The following is an 18,014-nucleotide window of genomic DNA, read 5'->3' as shown; positions in this document are numbered from 1 at the left end:
TGGTCTGTGGACCATCGACTGTTGACTACTATATGAAACAAATCCCAAACCTTTTCACATTACTCAACCTTGTATTTGGTTGCATTGCAATTATTCTCATTCTGCAGCCGGGTGAAAACATTACGGCAATTGACCAAGGAAATCTCATCATCAATCTGCCAGAGAAGATCATGTATGCTTCGTTTTTTATTTTTGCCGCAGGCTTGGTTGATTTCCTGGATGGATTTTTAGCAAGATTGATGAAAGCATCTTCCGAAATGGGCAAGCAACTCGATTCATTGAGTGATGTAGTAACGTTTGGTGTTGCACCGGCCATGATCATGTATCAATTGCTGCGTATGAGTTATTTGAAAGAAGAATCGGCATTGGATACATCGATTTTGCTGTTGTTACCTGCGTTACTGATTGCTTGCTGTGCAGCGTGGCGGTTGGCGAAGTTTAATATCGATGAACGTCAGACAACTTCTTTTCGTGGAGTGCCTACGCCCATTACAGGTTTTGTAGTAGCGGCATTGCCATTGGTGGTGTGGTACGATTCATGGGATCTTGCTTCGGTGGTGATAAACCGCTGGGTATTGTACGGTATTACCCTCCTCATCAGTTACCTGATGGTGTCGGATATACCTATCATGAGCCTGAAGTTTAAAGATTACAGCTTCAAGGGAAATCAGCCCAAGATCATACTGGCGGTATTGGCAATTATTCTTGGTATTGTTTTTCAATGGGCAGCCATTCCGCTTATTTATTTAGCCTACGTTGCTTTATCTTTGCTGCTTCGAAAACAAATTTCATAATTTAATTATACGACAATGACGTACACAGTTCAGGTGAAAGTAATGCCACTCAAAGACTTATTGGATCCACAAGGAAAAGCTGTAATGGGTGGATTAAGTAATTTAGGTTTAACAGGTGTGGCAGATGTGCGCATTGGAAAAAACATCAGCATGCAGATCGATGCGGCTACAGCCGACGAAGCAAAAGCAATTGCCGAAGAAGCAGCTAAAAAACTACTGGCCAATGCGGTGATGGAGCAGTACGAAATTTCAGTGAACTAATCAAGTTGTAAGAGGGAAGAAACAGGAAGTAGAACCTGTACATTCGTACCTCGTACTTCTAACCTCATACTTCTTTCATGTTGATTATAGTTCCAACTCCCATCGGTAATCTCAAAGATATTACGCTTCGTGCTTTAGAAGTGTTGCAGGAAGCCGACCTTATTCTTGCCGAGGATACACGCACAAGCGGGGTGTTGCTGAATCATTACAATATACAAAAGCCTATTTCTCCCTACCATCAGCACAATGAACATAAAATTGTGCAGCACCTCGTTGATCAATTGAAAGAGGGAAAGAAGATGGCTTTACTTACAGATGCCGGTACACCAGGCATCAGCGATCCTGCTTTTTTATTGGTACGTGAATGTGTAAAGAATGATATTGTTGTGGAAACACTTCCCGGCGCAACAGCATTTGTTCCGGCATTGGTCAATAGTGGATTGCCTGCAACCCGTTTTACATTTGAAGGATTTCTGCCACAGAAAAAAGGGCGGATGACAGCGTTGAAGCAATTGGTTGAGGAAGAACGTACCATGATCTTTTATGAATCGCCGTTTCGATTGTTGAAAACACTCGCCGATTTTATGCAATACTTTGGCGAAGACCGTTTGTGTTGTGTTAGCAGAGAACTCACAAAAAAGTTTGAAGAAAATAAGCGTGGTACATTAAAAGAAGTACACGACCACTTTGCAGCCAAAGCAATCAAAGGCGAGATCGTTATTGTAGTTGCCGGCAAAGAATAAGTAAATCATTTTTGCAACTACTCATTAACAATTCTTCATCGCAAACAGTTTTATCTTCGATTCATAAAGCCTTCAAGATGAAGCATCTTTTTATCCTTTCCATATTTCTTTTTGCAGCTGTAATTGTTGCGAACGCACAATTGTTTCAGGTGCCTGATCTTGTAAAGCAAACATTCGAAAAACAATTTCCCGATGCCAAAGATGCGAAGTGGAGCGGAGGGATCGATAATCATTCCGTGCAATTTTCATTGGGCGACAAAAAACTCAAAGCCAATTTTACACCGAAAGCTGATTGGGTGAGTACAGAAGAAAAAGTAGTGATCGATTCTCTTCCCTTAACTGTTCAGGATAATTTTAAAAAATCGAAGTACAAAGATTGGACAGTGAAAGATGCCATCATCATCAGCAAACCAAGAGCTGAGGCTAACGAATACCGTATCATTGTTCAGAAATCAATGCTCAATAAAAAGTTATTGGTGTTTGATGCAAAGGGACGCTTGCAGGAAGAGTTGCTTGCACTTTAGTTCCAGCTGATCTGGTTATTTCACAAATCATTTTTCTTCATTTTCGCCCCGTAAATTTACGGGCTGTCATAGAAAAACCGGCAGCGGTTTCCTCATTTCGTATAAATTTTCTGTTAACAGAATTTATTTTTTTAAGCTGTAAGCATAGTGGATTGATCGAATAAAAACCTTTAGTATCAATTATTTCAGCAGTTTTTAATGTTGTGCCATTTGATGTTGCATCAAATGGATATTGAACTGCATTAAAAAATTTACCGCAATGTAGTATTGACAAAAAATATTTTTTCTATTAATCTTGTTTCGCATACCTGCCATCCCACTGTAACCTCACTTTACTCCGTTACCATTAACCGTTAAACCAACTTGTAATGATTCACGAATCATTGAAATTCCTTTGTGAGGAAGTGAACAAATATTTAAATAGTAAGAAGGCTCCGATGTCGCTCAGTGAGCCATGGCTTGTGGTTAGCAATATTGCTGTAGCCGGCGAATCAAACAGTTCAGTAGCAGTAGAGCCTGATGTGAAAGACAAGCTGGTATTGAGTTTGATCAATGTAGAAGAAGACAAAGTAGCGAAGCAACAGGAACACTATCAAAAATCCGATACCAAAACTGTTTATAAAAATCCACCACTCTATCTTAATTTTTACATACTCTTTTCAATGAATAAAAAGAGATATGACGACAGCTTATTTTTTCTTGGAAATATTATTCAATTTTTTCAGCATCAATTTGTATTTACACCGGTAACACATCCGGGGCTTGATAGTCGCATCCAACGCATCATTGTTGATCTGCACAATACCAGCTTTGAACAAACCAATCATTTATGGAGCATTCTGGGTGGAAAGTATTTTCCATCGGTGATGTACAAAGTGCGGCAGGTGGTAATGGATGAAAATGTAACCATCAGCGAAAGTGGATTTATCAAAGAAATTCAGTTGAACGATAAAATGAAGACACCGGTATCATGACCACTGCATTTAAAATATTATTTACAGTTGACGTGTTGCACGATTTTTATAAGGAAGGCAATTGCACTGATTTTCGGTTTGTGCCTGCAGCGCAAACAAGACTTCTGTTAGCCAATCATCAGGCATTGTTTAAAACAGTTGGAAACCGGTTGATCGTTTTGATCAAGTGTGATGAAACCGGCCGCCCATTTATTCCAATTGCAGCAACTGCAAAATTTTCATTCAACCTGGAATTAATGAAGCCCTTGTTTATGACAGTTTCAAATCTGGAATTGCAGACATTGGCAAGTAAACGTTTTTATTTTACCAACCTTCATCAAAACAAAGTAAACGTAGCAGTTAATACAAATGTATTATACCTCAGTAATTCCATTGACAGTTATAACGGAGCAACCAATTATTTGCCGGGTGATTTTGTAAAGCATGCTGGCATTGTTTACGAATGTATAAAAGAATCAACAGGTAATACTCCGCCTGTTGCAGGCTTTTGGGTGAGTAGGGAGAATCATCAGTATGCTTCAAAAAATGATATGCTGCAGTTCATCACAGATCAACAGAATTTTACTGTATCGCCCGACGCAGATCAGGTTGTAATAAATGTTTTTCAATTGAATACAGCTACTGATTTGTTTGATGAGTTGGTATTTGAACAAGTACTCAATTTTGAGGCACCAATAAAAACTGTTTCGGTTGATCTCTCAAAACTTCCTGATGCAACGTACAGGTTAATGATCAATGCAGAAGAGAGGATGGTTTATAAAAGCAATGAAGCAGTTTACCGAAATATGTTTGGTGTCGTTGAGCTGTTTAATCATTTAGCCAATGGAAATGAGTTTGCTTTTTTTGATGCTGGTGGATTGCTCAAAGATCAGTTCATCAATGGAAAAAACATTTGGTTGAATTACACAATTCGTTTTGCAAACCGTCTGGCTTACTGGACCTATCTCACACCCAAAAAAGGAGTTCAGGTAATTGATGGCAATCCCAAGTATTCATTTACAGGTAATGCAAACCCTGCCGATTTTTTTACTTCGGCACAGCCCATACCCCTTACAGAAAAACCACATGAATTTAAATTAACACTTTTTCAACCGGTAAGTTCTGAACCACCGTTGGCACCCAATCCTGATGTACATGCATCCGGAATGCTCAGCCGCAAAGGGACAGATTATTATTGTAACATATACTTAAACTATTAAATCATTCATCATTAAACTGAATCATCATGGCAACAACGTACAAAACTCCTGGTGTTTATGTAGAAGAAATTCCGAAGCTACCGCCTTCGGTTGCACAGGTAGAAACGGCAATCCCGGCTTTTATCGGGTATACAGAGAAGGCCGAAAAAAATGGAGAAGGTCTTACCGGTAAACCTGTGCGGATCAATTCACTGATTGAATTCGTGCAATACTATGGAGGCGATATCAATCCTTCCACCATCAACGTAAAAGTGGATACAGCAAATAACCATGCTGTTACAGAAGTAGCAATGGCAAACACACAACGTTATTTTATGTACGACAGCATGCGTTTGTTTTTTGATAATGGTGGTGGCGATTGTTACATTGTTTCAGTAGGTAAACATGGAGTGGCACCAACTGCGGGTGATGAAATTGCCGGCACGGGTTTCAGAGGTGGTGTAAAAGCATTGGAAAAAGTGGATGAACCAACCATCATTCTTTTCCCGGATGCATGTAACATGGTTACAGGAGGTAGTGACGATGCGGGCTTTTATTCATTACAGCAAATGGTATTGGAGCAATGTGCAAAATTGCAGGATAGAGTTGGACTGTTTGATTTGAAAGAAAATATCAGCGGAGGACAAAAAGAAGCTGTGAATAATTTCAGAAATAATATTGGTATTAACAATCTCAAATATGCGGCTGCTTATACACCTTGGGTATATGCTACTTACCCACGTGATGTAGAGTTTACTTCATTTAAAGGAAATGTTACTCCTTCAAGCGGTGGTGGCGCAATAGATCTCGGTACGCTTTCATCTGATCCCGACTTAAATAAATTGGTTGCAGAAACAAACGCTTCGTTTGGAGAAATTGGTAAAGTGCAGGATGTACTCACTGCAATCAAAAAAGCTGATGCCGCCAACGGAAACCTGAATGTAGCAGCAACGGCAGCTCCTTCTTTGAAAGATAAATTCAGAGAACTGAAAGCAGCAGTTGATGCAGCTGCAAATTCTGCAGATGCAAAAGCAAAGATGGTGATCCTCTTAAATTTCTGCAGGTTATCGCTGCTTGAGTTTCAAAAACTGAATACCACATTAAATAATCCATCTGCATTACGTAGTGATGTGAATTCATATGCAACCTCAGAGTCATTGTGGCGTGGTGCTGCAAAAGCGTTTATCCTCATTGACCGGAATGAAGATACAAGAGCATTGTCAGGTTTAGCAAACAATGCTGCTGCAGTGAATGATCTTTATCCGGCTGTTATTGAAGCGTGGTTAGGTGGAGCCGTTGCAACAATTGTATTGCCCGGCACACCAAAAGACTATGGTGATTCTGCAACAGCAGCCAATCATCCGGCAATTGGCCGTCTCATTGCGATTGATCTGCAAATTGCATTCGATAAAATTTCTTCGTTTGCCGATACAGTTTTAAATGCAGCTAAAGCGTATAAGAAAGCATCGCAGGATGCATTGTATGAACGTCATCCCGTTATCAGCAATATTGTTTCCAACATAAAAAAAGAGTGGAATAAACTTCCTCCAAGTGGGGCGATAGCAGGTGTGTATGCACGTGTTGATAATGCAAGAGGTGTTTGGAAAGCACCTGCCAATGAAAGTTTGAATTCTGTGTCGGGCCCATCGGTGCAGATCAGTGCCGATGAACAGTCGAATCTGAATGTAGATGCAGTGGCGGGTAAATCCATCAATGCCATCCGTTCATTTACAGGAAAAGGAACGTTGGTGTGGGGTGCAAGAACATTAATGGGGAACGATAATGAATGGCGATACATCAGTGTCCGTCGCTTCTTTAACATGGTGGAAGAAAGCTGTAAAAAATCAACTGAGCCATTTGTGTTTGAACCAAACGATGCCAACACATGGGTGAAAGTACAGGGCATGATCGAAAATTTCTTAACAGTATTGTGGCGACAAGGTGCTTTGCAAGGTGCAAAACCTGAACATGCATTTTATGTAGCCGTTGGGTTAGGAAAAACAATGACAGCATTGGATATTCTCGAAGGAAGAATGATCGTTGAAATTGGAATGGCGGTTGTTCGTCCGGCTGAATTTATTATCCTTCAATTCTCTCATAAAATGGCAGAGAGTTAAGCAGCAAATTCCTAAGTGGAGAGCAACAACAGAGATGAATAACTATTAACTACAAACTTTAAACTAAATTATTATGGCAACATATCCTCTTCCGAAATTTCATTTCCAGGTACAATGGGGTGGAGTAAGGATCGGTTTTACAGAAGTAACGGGTCTTGACATGCAGGTGGAAGCAATTGAATACCGTGAAGGCAGCAGCCCCGAGTATTCAAAGATCAAAATGCCCGGCATGCACAAATTCAGCAACATTACATTAAAGCGTGGTACCATGCAGGGGGATAGTGATTTTTATAAATGGGTCAATACCATTAACCTCACAGTTACTGAACGCAGAGATATCATTATCAGTTTGCTCAACGAAACACATGCACCTGTTATGACATGGAAAGCAAAAAATGCATTTCCCGTGAAAGTGCAGGCGAGTGATTTGAAAAGTGATGGTAACGAAGTAGCGATTGAATCACTGGAAATCGCACATGAAGGATTAAATATTCTGAGCTAGGAGATGAATGATGAGTGTGTTCGTCAGAGACCCTCGTCGTACGTAAATAATAAAGCTTCTTCCATAAACAGTGTAAATGAATTTCTATGGCTGTATCGCCCGGTGGATATTATCCTCCTGTTGGTTTTCATTTTAAAGTGGAGTTTGTTGGTATCGGAAACGATAACGACATCCGCTTTCAATCCGTATCTGGTTTGTCGATCGAGTACGATACCGAGAGTTTTAAGGAAGGTGGTGAAAATCGATTTGAACATAAATTACCGGTACGTACAAAATATGCAGACCTCTCTTTGAAGCGGGGGATGCTGACCGATTCAAAAGTAATTGAATGGTGTTTGAAAGCATTTGAAAACCGGGAGTTTCAACCGGCACAAATAAATGTAATGCTGCTCAATGAAAATCATCAACCGATCAAACGTTGGGAAGTAATTGATGCATGGCCAAAAAAATGGAGTGTAAGTGATTTGAATGCACAGGAAAATGGATTGGTCATTGAAACGCTTGATCTCGCCTATAAATACTTTAACGTTAAAACCTGACAAATGCCTATTGAAATTCGGGAGCTGGTGATCAAAGCAACCATCAACCAGGATCAGAACAAAGCTGCATCTGCAACTAATACAGGCGGTGCAGATGGTAACGAGGAAAAAGAAGCAATTGTAAGAGAAGCAGTAGAAGAAGTATTACGCATTATGGAAAGTAAAAAAGAACGCTGATATGCCGGAAGGACAATTTGAAAAATTGAAAATCTATGCTTACAGTGATCCCGGTTGCGAAAACCAGGTGGGAGAACCATTTACTGTGATGATGAATCCTGAAAACTATACGCAGGAAATCAAAATGGAATTTGAAAATGGACAGGGACAAGGTACAAGCGGAAGCCAGCCACGTTTCAAATTAAAACCACCGGAAGAGTTGTCGTTCGAAATTTTATTTGATAATACCGGTATCATTGATAAAAACCCACGATCTGATATTGCTGTGGATATTGAAAACTTCAAGCAGTTCCTCATGGGTTATGAAGGAGATATTCATCAGCCAAAATTTTTCAAATTCGTTTGGGGTACTTCACTCATGAAAGGAATCTGTGTGTTGTTGAATATTGCTTACAAGTTGTTTAATCCAAACGGGAAACCCATCCGGGCCATTTGCAAAGTATCGATCCGTGAGTTAAAAGAAGAAGAGCGACGTGTAGCAGAAGAAAGGAACAGTAGTCCCGATCTCACACATTATCGAACCGTAAAAAAAGGTGACACACTTCCATTGATGTGTTACAGGATCTATGGTCATTCAAAATATTATTGGCAGGTGGCTCAGGTAAATGGTCTTAGCAACTTTCGTGATCTGCAACCGGGAACTGAATTGTTTTTTCCACCCTTCGAAAAAAATATGAACTGATTGTAATGCCGAATGAACGCACCATACCATCCGATCAACCAAAAACCGTTGTAACATCCACCATTACTTCAGGAGGTACGCAAATACCAGAAACCTGTCATGTGTTATCAGTAGTTGTGAGTAAAGAAGTGAATCGTATTCCTGTGGCAACTATTGTAATTGCAGATGGTGATCCTGCTGCGCAGAGTTTTGAGATGAGTAACAAAACAGAGTTTGAACCGGGAAAGGAAATTGAAATTAAACTGGGATACAGAAGCAGTGAAGAAACGGTGTTTAAAGGAATTGTAGTAAAGCATTCGATCAAAACACGAAAAAAAAATTCGTTATTGATCATTGAATGCAGAGATAAAGCAGTAAAGATGACGGCTGCGTGTAAGAGTAGTTATTTTAAAGAGATGAAGGACAGTGATGTAATGGAACAGCTCATTGATACTTATGGTTTGGATAAAGATGTTGAAGGTACAGGCATTGAACATAAGCAACTGGTACAATACAATTGTAGTGATTGGGATTTTCTTGTTTGTCGGGCTGATGCTGCTGGCATGCTTTGTATTCCGAACGACGGAAAACTGGCCATTAAGAAACCCAACTTTAGTGGTGATACAGTTCTTACCGTTCAGTATGGCGCAACGATACATGAACTCGATGCAGAAATTGATGCAAGACTGCAATACAAATCAGTAAAAGGAACAATGTGGAATTATACTGATCAGGAATTACTGGCAGATGTAGAAGCTGAAGAACCAGCAATACCAACTGCAGGAAATTTAGATGGAGCAACATTGGCGAATGTGTTGGGTGAAGATGAATTTATGTTGTACCACAGTGGAAAAATTGAAGAGCCGGAATTACAGCAATGGGTGAATGCAAAAATGATGAAGCATCGGTTGGCAAAGATTAGAGGCCAGGTAAAGATCGATGGAACAGCTGCTGTAGCACCGGGACAGATCATTGAATTGCAGGGAGTGGGGGAACGTTTTGAAGGGAAGTTATTTGTTACCGCTGTTCGTCAGCAATATGAAAACGGAAATTGGCAAACGAATATTCAATTCGGCATCAACCCTGAATGGTTTGCACAAACATTCAATGTACAGCAACCATTGGCCGGTGCATTGCTACCGGCTATTGAAGGATTACAAATTGGAATTGTAACACAACTGGAAAGTGATCCGGATGGTGAAGACAGAATATTGGTTCGTATTCCGGTTGTTCATAAAGATGATGAAGGTGCATGGTGCAGAGTAAGTTCGTTGGATGCAGGCGATGAACGGGGAATGTTTTTTCGGCCGGAGATCAATGATGAAGTAATAGTAGGATTCATTAACAATGATCCACGGCATGGCATTGTGTTAGGCATGCTTAACAGCAGTGCAAAACCGGCACACCTTTCAGCAAAAGATGATAACCATGAAAAGGGATACCAGAGCAGGAGTAAAATGAAACTGATCTTTAACGATGATAAAAAAAGCATCAACATCGAAACACCGGGCGGACATAAAGTGGTGATTGATGAAGATGCAAAAAAAATTCACTTGGAAGATATGAATGGCAATAAGATCATCCTGAATGAAGATGGGATTACAATTGAAAGCATCAAAGAGATCAAAATGAAAGCGGCAACAGATCTGAAAATGGAAGGTGGAGCTAATGTAAACCTCAAAGGAGGGACGCAAACAAAAGTAGAAGGCGGAGCAGGAGCTGAAATTTCAAGCGGTGGTGCTACCAATGTAAAAGGGAGCATTGTGAATTTGAATTAAGTACCCTGCAGTTTAGAGAGATATTGGGATAGTATGTTGAATAGAGATATAGAACGTAAAAGAGAGTGACACAACAAAAGATGAACAGACATACTGAAGCCGGTTACAAATAATCGCTTCGGCATCTATAATTTTTTAAACCTTATCTCATGCCATTTGCAGCAAGGGTTGGCGACATGCATGTTTGTCCGATGGTAACCGGAACAGTACCACATGTGGGCGGGCCGGTTCTTCCACCCGGATGTCCTACTGTTTTGATCGGTGGCCAACCCGCTGCAAGGGTGGGTGATATGCTTACCTGCAGCGGACCTCCCGACACCATAATCATGGGATCAACAACAGTATTAATTGGCGGAATGCCCGCAGCAAGAATGGGCGATAGTACAGCACACGGCGGCGTAATTGTTGCCGGTTGCCCAACCGTAAATATTAATTAATCAGCTATGGCTTTTGATCAACAAAATAATTTTTTAGGAAGAGGATGGAGTTTTCCACCTGTATTCAGCAAACAGTTGAAAGAAGTGCAGATGACAGAGAAAGTGGATGACATTGAAAAAAGTTTGCAGATCCTTTTAACTACTTCAATTGGTGAGCGGATCATGCAGCCACGTTATGGTTGCAATATGGAAGACTTATTATTTGAAAGCCTGGATACTGCAACTAAAACAATTATTGTTGATCGTATAAAAACAGCCATCCTGTTTTTTGAACCACGCATTGATGCAAAGAAAATTGAACTGAATACACAAAATGAACTGGAGGGGGAAATCGTAGTTGAAATTGAATATGTGATCCCTTCCACTAATTCACGTTACAATTTTGTATTTCCTTTCTATCGGAAAGAAGGTACTGAATTGGATCTGTTAACCGGAAACCATCCATTAGGAAACTGACATGGCAAACTGTAATGATAAAAAAAATCCTTTGCAACGAAGCGGCACAGCCCGCAGCGAACGCATGTTGCCTGGTTTGCAAAAGGGTTATGTACAGGTGGATGAAAAAACATTTGCTGACTGGATCGTTTTTGCACGGGAGTTTGCACAGTATTTAAAATACTATGAAATAAATGATGCAGCAAGTGGCGACTGGGTTCCGTTTTTCAGTAATGATGTGTCGGCTGTATTAGGAACCATTGCCATACAGGATGTAGATGCTTATAAACGAAGCGTTAAAGATCGATTTGATTTTTTGAAAGATGATGATCATGTGAGGCAATTAACAACTGCAGAAAAAAAGTTGAATGAGTTGTTTAGTATTGTGTTGAGTTTTTGTGAGGCGTTGGATGAATTGTATCGGTTGTTGCCGGCAGATGTAGCATTAAAAGCCAGTATTGAAAATCTGGTAAAAGTAAATTTATCACCAGCACTAAGCAGGTTACTTCGTTATTACAAAGCAGCAAAACAGTTGGGCTATTTAACAAAGTCGGAAGTTGCTGACTGGAAAGTGCTTGGTACGCCGGTAAAAAATGCGAAGCTGATCGTTGAAGAAAATGGATTGAGTAAGCTCTGGTGGTATCAAACAGCTGCTGCTTCGTGGAGCGATTATTTTGATAACTACATTCAAAAGGATGAAAGTATTTTCGGGAATACTGTTTTAGATGGCTACTTCAACAGCCTTTACTTTGCAACAACCGATTATACAGCGGCTCAATGGTTGCAGTACATGAAAATGAATCATGCAGCCAATCATAATTTGTTTGCCGGGTTATTTGATCAATTCCTGATGGTGTACAGCAAGCTGGTGAAAGATGCTGAAAACGAATTGCTGCAAAGTCTTGAAAAACGAAATACACATCCGGCACATTACGCATTATTCCTTGCCTTTCTCCGGTTGTTCAGGTTTGCGCAGGATGATATCAATACCATCACACAGCGGCATCTTGATTTTTATTACAAGCAAGTATTGCAATTAAAGCAACGGGCACCTGTACCTAACAGTTCGCATATTCTGGCCGCATTAGCAAAACCTGTTGATGATCATTTACTTTCAGCAGGAACTTTATTCAAAGCAGGGAAGGACAGTGAAGCAAAAGATGTAGTATATGCATTGATCAGCGAAACAACATTCAATAAAGCAAACGTTAAAAGTTTACGTTCTGTTTATATTGGTAATGAAAATGATTCGCATGGGTTGGTGAACAACAAAGACCGTTTGTTTGCTGCACCCATGATCAATACAGATGATGGAGTAGAAGCAGAACTTACATCGACGAACAAAGAATGGCATCCTGTCGTCAACAGGTTGTATACTGAAAGCGAAGTAATTGATATCAAAATGCCTGCTGCAGAAATTGGGTTTGCAGTTGCCAGTCATTATTTGTTTTTGCAGGAAGGTGTTCGAAAGATAATGATACGGGTGGCAACCGATAATAACACAGCATTGGAGGGTAAAGACTATGTGTTATATCTCACAACAGAAAAAGAATGGTACCAGGTAACATCTGCAGTTACGGTTATTGCCAGCAATAAACTCAACAATGGAACGGAGTCTTGTGCTGAATTTTCATTTACACTTTCAGGCGATGAACCACCAATTACCAATTACAATGCAGAAGTACATGGTGGTACATTGAATGTGCAAGTGCCGGTTGTAAAGATCATGTTGCTCAATGAAGAGACGCAGCCTTATCAGTATAATGCATTACGGAACATCCGTATCCAGAAGCTGGAAGTGGCCGTAGAAGTGGGAATGCGAACCTCAGTTTTTAATCAACAAGGTGTAAAGCAATTGGTAGTAAGTACTGATGGTGGACCTGTTGATACATCTAAACCGTTCATGCCTTTCGGTGCACAGCCAAGAAAAGATGCAACATTGGTGATAGGAAGCAAAGAGATTTTTAGCAAGAAAAATGCAAGCATCAAATTAAATATTGAGTGGGGTGGTATTTCAGACTTTACTCCCGGTAATATAGATTTTGACAGTGTAGGGGATTATTACCCTTACACAAAGATGGATTTTTTGCAAGGCGGTTTATGGAACAATCAAAACAGCTCACTCAATATTTTTGATACTAATTCATCAAAGGTTCAGTTGTTTGGGTCTGCCCCTCTTTCAATTCCCGATGCTGCGCTTGTCCCTTTCAATGATGAATATTTGAATTATGCTGTTGATTCAGTTAAAGGATTTATGCGTTTTGTTTTGAATGGAACATTCGGGCATAAGGAGTTTTTAAATGCACAATCAATCTATTTAATTAATAAAGCAAATGAGGTTGCCGATTCTGCAAATCCAAAACCAACTGAACCTTACACTCCAGTCATTCAATCCATCTACATCAGTTATGCTGCACACAGTGATGTGATCGATGTAAACAGCACAACCGAGGTGTCATTTAAACAAAAGCAAGTCAGTTTGTTTCATCTGTATCCGTTTGGGGATGCAGAGCAGCATCGCTATCTCACAAGTAATTCCATTCATTTCTTATTACCGCAGTTCAGGCATATTGATAAAGATGCAAAACCGGTATTGCATGAAGGTGAGTTTTATGTTGGTTTCGAAAATTTAGCAGCGAAGCAATCCGTGAACGTATTGTTCCAGGTAATGGATGGTACAGCAGACCCTACCATCAGTAAGCCAGTTGAGCATATTCATTGGAGTTATCTGAGTAATAACCAATGGAAGAGTTTTAAGAAAGAGGAGATCAGCGATTCAACCATGCAGTTGATCCAATCCGGCATCATTCGTTTTATTATTCCTGCTGATGCAACAATAGGTAATACAATTTTACCGGCAGGGTATTTATGGATCAAAGCTGCTGTGTCAGAAAAAACAGATGCCATCTGCAAATTACTTTCGGTTGATGCGCAGGCTGCCGTAGTAACATTTAGTGATCAAGCGAATACTGCTGATTTTTTAAATACAGCATTACCTGCATCATCCATCAGTAAATTAAAAATACTACAATCGGCAGTTAAAAAAATTACGCAACCATATTCTTCGTTTGGCGGAAGAGCGTTGGAAAACAGCGATGCGTTTTATGTACGGGTGAGTGAACGGCTTCGGCATAAGGCAAGAGCCATTACCATTTGGGATTATGAACACCTGATACTGGAAGCATTCCCGCAAATTCATAAAGTAAAATGTTTGAATCACACAAAAAGTGTAGATGCCGTTTACAACGAAGTGTTGCCGGGGCATGTAACGATTATTACAATTCCCGATCTGCAACAGCGGAATGATATCAATCCTTTAAAACCTTATACCAGTCAGGCAACGCTGCAGGCTATTGATGCTTACTTGCGCAAACGAATTTCCTGTCATGTAAAACTGCATGTTGTGAACCCTGTTTTTGAAGAAGTACAATTGAAATTCAAGTTGAAGCTGGCAAAAGGATTTGATGATTTTACGATTTACTCTACCAGGCTGCAGGAAGAGATCACCGCTTTTCTTTCTCCCTGGGCTTATGCCGATAATGCCGAGATCAACTTCGGCGGCAAAGTATACAAATCTGTATTGATCAATTTTATTGAAGAGCGCTCTTATGTCGATTTTATAACAGATGTAGAAATGTGTCATTACGCAGAAGACCGATCGATCATAAAACCGGATAACGATGAGATCATTGCATCATCTGCTAAAAGTATTTTGGTTTCCGTTCCCGCTTCAAAACATTTGATCGAGGAAATTCCGATACAAAGCATAAAAGAGCAATATGAGTGTGCCATGTTAGCAGATCAGAAACATTCACCCGTTAACCGATGATGAATTCAATTATGCAGAACAGCATTACCATACAGAAACATCCTACACTTTCAAACAGCAGTAATTATGAATTGCTGCGAAAGAAAGGGTTGGAATATATCGAACAGCTTGGCAGCAGTGTATGGACCGATTATAATATTCATGATCCGGGCATTACCATCCTGGAATTACTCAGCTATGCCATTACTGACCTTGGCTACCGCACTTCTATCAACATCAACGATCTGCTGGCAGAACCTCCATCAAAAATTCCGGTTGAAGATCCAAAAAGGCAGGGCTTTTTTACTGCAAGGGAAATATTAACCGTCAATCCATGGACGAATGCTGATTATCGCAAATTGTTGATCGACATCAATGGGATCAAAAATGCATGGCTCAAGTGTAAGGAGTGCGCCTGTAATGATCTGCTCATTTATGCAAAGTGCAGTACAAGTGTGTTGCAGTATCAGCCAACAGAACATCCCATCATCATCAAGGGATTTTATGATGTGTTGGTAGAGTTTGAAAACGAAGAAGGTGCCGGTGATTTGAACAGTGGTAAAGTGAGATACAATTTTTCATTTCCTGTTACAACCGGTTTTTCAACAGCCATGATTGAAATGCGTCTTCCTTCCTGGCAACAATTGGAAGACAAACTTCAGGCGTACAAGAATTTTCGAAATGCAAATAGTGAAATTCAATCTGTAACCGTTCAGTTTATTTCAGGAAACAGAAACGATAACCTGGATGTACCTGCAACTGAATTGGCAAACGTATTGCGCAGGCCGGTATATGCAACCATGAAGGTAGAATTCAAACCCGATAAATTGCTGCCTGCTACAGAGAGTTTGTTGTTTACAGATATTCCAATGAGCATCTGGTTCCGGAGCGATAGCGATCGTAAGCAGGTACAATTAAAGGATATCAAACAGGCAATGGAAGATGCATCACCTTCCGGCATTTTTGCAAAATACCTGGCACTGATCCACCGTGCAGATGAAGTAATGAAGCTCACGAAAAACACATTACACAGTCATCGGAATCTCAGCGAAGATTTTTGCAGTATTAAAAGTATTGCTGTGGAAGATGTTGGTGTTTGTGCAGATATGGAAGTGGAACCATCTGCTGATATCGAAGCCATTCTTGCAGAAGCCTATTACAGGATCGATCAATATTTCAGTCCGGATATCAAGTTTTATTCACTCAAGGAATTAATGGATGCAGGTGTACCTGTTGATGAAATATTTGAGGGCCCGAAGTTGAGTAATGGCTTTATCAATAATGATCAACTCGACGCAACCAATCTCAAACAGTTTATTTATACTTCTGATATTATCAACTTGTTGATGGATATTCCGGGAGTAAAGAATTTGAAGAATTTTGTACTTACAAAGTTTGATGCAGATGGAAAACTGATCAAGAATGAAGAGTGGGTGATGGAGATCAGTTACAATCATCAGCCGAGATTATATCTCGAAGCTTCTAAAATTCTGGTCTTTAAAAACGGGTTGCCATTTCTGCCTGATAAATTTGAACTGAGCGATACACTGCAGGTGATCAAAGGGCAGCATGCACAACCAAAATATGCAGTGATCGAAAATGATCTGCCTGTGCCGAAAGGAACATTTTTTCAACTCAACTCATATCATCCGGTTCAGTATTCGTTGCCGCTTACGTATGGAGTCGGATACGATGGATTGCCATCAACCGCATCTGTTGAACGCAAGGCGCAGGCAAAACAGTTGAAAGCCTATCTATTATTTTATGAACAACTGCTGGTCAACTATCTCGAACAATTGAGCCAGGTAAAAGAATTATTTGCACTCGACACTTCTGTGAGTAAAACCTATTTCAGCAGAGTATTGAGTGAAGCAGACATCAAGGGATTGGATGAATTGGATAATGGCCTGGATGCATCAGTACTGCAATCTCTTGTTGAAACACAGTCTGTATTCTTTGATCGGCGGAATCGTTTTCTCGATCACCTGCTTGCACGGTTTGCCGAAAATTTCAACGACTATGCATTGATGCTGTATGCATACAGCAGCAGCAAAGCCATTGCCGATAATAAACTGATAAAAGACAAGATTCATTTCCTAAACGATTTTCCATTCATGAGTGCCAACAGGGCAAGGTCAATCAATTACAAAGATCCGGCACATGTTTGCAACAGTGAAAATATTGCCGGCCTGCAATTACGCATTCAACGTTTACTTGGCATGGATGCCTTTGGTGGTTTTTTTGAATTGTATGAAGAAAGCGATACAGATGCGGTTTCGTTTGAACGCAGATGGAGGCTAAAAGATGAAACAGGAAAAATTCAACTCAGCAGCAGTACAAGATATACCGACGCTGAACTGGACATGAGTGAACAAAAAGCAAAAGCTGAAATAGCGATCGTAAAAAAATATATTACTGTTGAAGCACGCTATCAGATCAAAAAAGTAAAAAAATGGGTGGTAAATCTTACTGATGAAACAGGCGAGATCATTGCTACACGAAAGCAAGCTTTTGCAACCAAAGCGGCTGCAGAAACTGCAAGGGATGAGATCGTTGCCTTTGGTAACAAATTATTGGCTGCCGACAAAGTATATGTGGTAGAGCATTTGTTATTACGGCCACGGAATATTCCTTCAGCCGATTTTCCGCAAGGCGATCCATTGCTGTCGATTTGCATCCCGGATAATTGTGAGTTGTGTGGTGAAGAAGATCCGTATTCGTTTCGCTTAACGGTTGTATTGAGTGGTGAAACAGGAATTGCAAACAGCGGTATTGAGTTTAGACGATTTGCGGAGCAAACGATTCGGCTGGAAGTGCCGGCACATTTGGGTGTAAAAATTTGCTGGGTCTCGAATGACCAGTTGGAAACATTTGAAAAACTGTATTGCGATTGGTTGGCTGAATTGGCAAAGCCCGAGCCCATTGCATTGGACTTACACGAAAAATTAAAAGCGCTGTTGTTGGAATTTGAACAATTGAAGAGTGTATATCCAGCAGCAAAACTGCACGATTGTATTGATGGCGACGATAGTAACAGAGTATTTCTTGATAACACCATTATTTAATCAGTTTCTGCACGGGCAGGT

17 protein-coding genes are annotated in these 18,014 nt (G+C 40.3%); 16 read left to right on the top strand and 1 reads right to left on the bottom strand.

Going from position 1 to position 18,014, the window contains the following annotated elements; translation table 11 throughout:
• Nucleotides 1-32: 32 nt before the first annotated feature.
• From WG989_RS00375 to WG989_RS00360, 4 genes are all read left to right on the top strand, one after another.
• On the top strand, nt 33-794 hold the full coding sequence (locus WG989_RS00375; protein ID WP_340426524.1) for a CDP-alcohol phosphatidyltransferase family protein: 762 nt from the start codon (nt 33-35) through the stop codon (nt 792-794).
• A 15-nt stretch (nt 795-809) separates the two neighbouring features.
• Nucleotides 810-1,055, top strand: a complete 246-nt coding sequence (gene purS, locus WG989_RS00370) for a phosphoribosylformylglycinamidine synthase subunit PurS (RefSeq protein WP_340426522.1) — start codon at nt 810-812, stop codon at nt 1,053-1,055.
• Between the two features lie 77 nt (nt 1,056-1,132).
• Nucleotides 1,133-1,798, top strand: a complete 666-nt coding sequence (gene rsmI / locus WG989_RS00365) for a 16S rRNA (cytidine(1402)-2'-O)-methyltransferase (protein ID WP_340426521.1) — start codon at nt 1,133-1,135, stop codon at nt 1,796-1,798.
• Nucleotides 1,799-1,875: 77 nt separating this feature from the next.
• A complete protein-coding gene (locus WG989_RS00360; RefSeq protein WP_340426520.1) occupies nt 1,876-2,322 on the top strand; it encodes a PepSY-like domain-containing protein in 447 nt (148 codons plus the stop codon).
• 37 nt (nt 2,323-2,359) lie between these two features.
• Here the strand turns inward: WG989_RS00360 and WG989_RS00355 are convergent, their stop codons facing one another.
• Entirely contained in the window at nt 2,360-2,596 is a 237-nt protein-coding gene (locus WG989_RS00355) for a hypothetical protein (RefSeq protein ID WP_340426518.1), read from the bottom strand.
• Between the two features lie 94 nt (nt 2,597-2,690).
• Here WG989_RS00355 and WG989_RS00350 point away from each other — a divergent pair, with 94 nt between their 5' ends.
• From WG989_RS00350 to WG989_RS00295, 12 genes are all read left to right on the top strand, one after another.
• On the top strand, nt 2,691-3,296 hold the full coding sequence (locus tag WG989_RS00350) for a contractile injection system cap protein (protein WP_340426516.1): 606 nt from the start codon (nt 2,691-2,693) through the stop codon (nt 3,294-3,296).
• Nucleotides 3,293-4,495, top strand: coding sequence for a hypothetical protein (locus WG989_RS00345; RefSeq protein ID WP_340426515.1), 1,203 nt, complete (start codon nt 3,293-3,295; stop codon nt 4,493-4,495). The genes WG989_RS00350 and WG989_RS00345 overlap by 4 nt, the downstream gene beginning before the upstream one ends.
• Nucleotides 4,496-4,521: 26 nt before the next feature.
• On the top strand, nt 4,522-6,591 hold the full coding sequence (locus WG989_RS00340) for a phage tail sheath family protein (RefSeq protein ID WP_340426513.1): 2,070 nt from the start codon (nt 4,522-4,524) through the stop codon (nt 6,589-6,591).
• 73 nt (nt 6,592-6,664) lie between these two features.
• Complete coding sequence (locus WG989_RS00335) at nt 6,665-7,093, top strand: phage tail protein (protein WP_340426512.1); 429 nt, start codon at nt 6,665-6,667, stop codon at nt 7,091-7,093.
• 86 nt (nt 7,094-7,179) lie between these two features.
• Entirely contained in the window at nt 7,180-7,632 is a 453-nt protein-coding gene (locus WG989_RS00330; RefSeq protein ID WP_340426510.1) for a phage tail protein, read from the top strand.
• Between the two features lie 3 nt (nt 7,633-7,635).
• On the top strand, nt 7,636-7,809 hold the full coding sequence (locus tag WG989_RS00325) for a DUF5908 family protein (RefSeq protein ID WP_340426507.1): 174 nt from the start codon (nt 7,636-7,638) through the stop codon (nt 7,807-7,809).
• A 1-nt stretch (nt 7,810) separates the two neighbouring features.
• Entirely contained in the window at nt 7,811-8,491 is a 681-nt protein-coding gene (locus WG989_RS00320; RefSeq protein WP_340426504.1) for a CIS tube protein, read from the top strand.
• Between the two features lie 5 nt (nt 8,492-8,496).
• Entirely contained in the window at nt 8,497-10,248 is a 1,752-nt protein-coding gene (gene vgrG / locus WG989_RS00315; protein ID WP_340426502.1) for a type VI secretion system tip protein VgrG, read from the top strand.
• 149 nt (nt 10,249-10,397) lie between these two features.
• Complete coding sequence (locus WG989_RS00310) at nt 10,398-10,685, top strand: PAAR domain-containing contractile injection system baseplate protein (RefSeq protein WP_340426501.1); 288 nt, start codon at nt 10,398-10,400, stop codon at nt 10,683-10,685.
• A gap of 6 nt (nt 10,686-10,691) precedes the next feature.
• Nucleotides 10,692-11,141 carry a gp25 family contractile injection system sheath assembly initiator gene (locus WG989_RS00305; RefSeq protein ID WP_340426499.1) on the top strand — a complete coding sequence of 150 codons (450 nt, stop codon included), beginning with the start codon at nt 10,692-10,694 and terminating at the stop codon, nt 11,139-11,141.
• 1 nt (nt 11,142) lies between these two features.
• Complete coding sequence (locus tag WG989_RS00300; RefSeq protein ID WP_340426498.1) at nt 11,143-14,949, top strand: baseplate J/gp47 family protein; 3,807 nt, start codon at nt 11,143-11,145, stop codon at nt 14,947-14,949.
• Nucleotides 14,946-17,993, top strand: coding sequence for a contractile injection system baseplate wedge protein (locus WG989_RS00295; protein WP_340426496.1), 3,048 nt, complete (start codon nt 14,946-14,948; stop codon nt 17,991-17,993). The genes WG989_RS00300 and WG989_RS00295 overlap by 4 nt, the downstream gene beginning before the upstream one ends.
• The last annotated feature ends 21 nt before the right edge of the window (nt 17,994-18,014 follow it).

Origin of the sequence: Lacibacter sp. H407 (assembly GCF_037892605.1) — a bacterium.
GTDB lineage: Bacteria > Bacteroidota > Bacteroidia > Chitinophagales > Chitinophagaceae > Lacibacter.
This window is presented reverse-complemented; position numbering and strand designations above follow the sequence as displayed.